The organism is Streptomyces sp. NRRL B-24572 (assembly GCF_002156145.1).
Classification (GTDB): Bacteria; Actinomycetota; Actinomycetes; order Streptomycetales; family Streptomycetaceae; genus Streptomyces; species Streptomyces vietnamensis.
This window is the reverse complement of the sequence record NZ_MWIG01001209.1, coordinates 1-783: the sequence shown is the minus strand read 5'-3', so window position 1 is coordinate 783 and position 783 is coordinate 1. Positions and strand designations below refer to the sequence as shown.

2 protein-coding genes are annotated in these 783 nt (G+C 71.8%); one reads left to right on the top strand and one right to left on the bottom strand.

Going from position 1 to position 783, the window contains the following annotated elements; all coding sequences use genetic code 11:
* Positions 1 to 60: 60 nt before the first annotated feature.
* Complete coding sequence (locus CCN56_RS41360; protein WP_086832601.1) at positions 61 to 543, bottom strand: macro domain-containing protein; 483 nt, start codon at positions 541 to 543, stop codon at positions 61 to 63.
* Positions 544 to 627: 84 nt separating this feature from the next.
* On the opposite strand from CCN56_RS41360, the gene CCN56_RS45505 reads away from it, so the two are divergent.
* The coding region (locus tag CCN56_RS45505) for a helix-turn-helix domain-containing protein (protein ID WP_086832600.1) at positions 628 to 783 on the top strand (156 nt) is incomplete at its 3' end.

The window sequence follows — 783 nt, the reverse complement described above, 5'->3', positions numbered from 1 at the left end:
CAGCCGCCGACTCTAGCCCGCCCGACCGAACACCCTTACGACGCCCCGCCCCCGCGCCCGTTACCCGCCGAAGTCGTACACGGTGACCGGTATCCCCCGCGCCGTCAGCCGCTCCCGGACCAAGGGCTCCACCCGGCCCCAGGTACCCCCGGCGAGCCCGCAGCCGATCCGGGGCATGTGGACCGAGGCCCCCAGCTCGACCGCCTTGTCCGCCAGCAGGCCGAGAGCCGCGTCGATCGCCTCGTACCGCACGGGAACTCCACTGCTCCGGCCGGTGCGGATGCCCCGCTGACCCACCAGGTTCGCCACCCAGAGGTACGGCGAGACCTGCACGAACTGGGCCGCGCCGAGCCCGAAGTCGTTCCCCGCCCTCTCCCGGTGCCAGCGGCGATAGGCCGCCTCGGGCTCCGGCCAGCGGCGTGAGACGGCGAGCACGAAGCCCCTGCCCCAGCCGCCCAGGTCGTTGCAGACGTGGGCGATGATCCGGACGCCCTTCCCCCGGGGTGCGGTGGCATCCCCGCGTACGTATTCGATCACGGTCATGGGGTCACCGTAGGAGGCGGCACTGACAGTTGGACGCGTCAACCAGGGTTGACACGCCTCCAGCTGTCAACCTACATTGACAGCATGACCGATGCGACCGATCTCGCCGCACGGGCCGGCGACCGCGACCCCCGGGTCGGGCTGCGGGCCGTCTCCGCCCTGCGGCGACTGCTTGAACAGCTGGAGGCCGTCCAGGTGCGCAGTGCGCGCAACCAGGGATGGTCGTGGCAGGAGATCGCG

Bases quoted from the DNA above. Each gene is read 5' to 3' on its own strand.
- CCN56_RS41360 (WP_086832601.1), bottom strand. From the start codon at position 543: ATGACCGTGATCGAATACGTACGCGGGGATGCCACCGCACCCCGGGGG.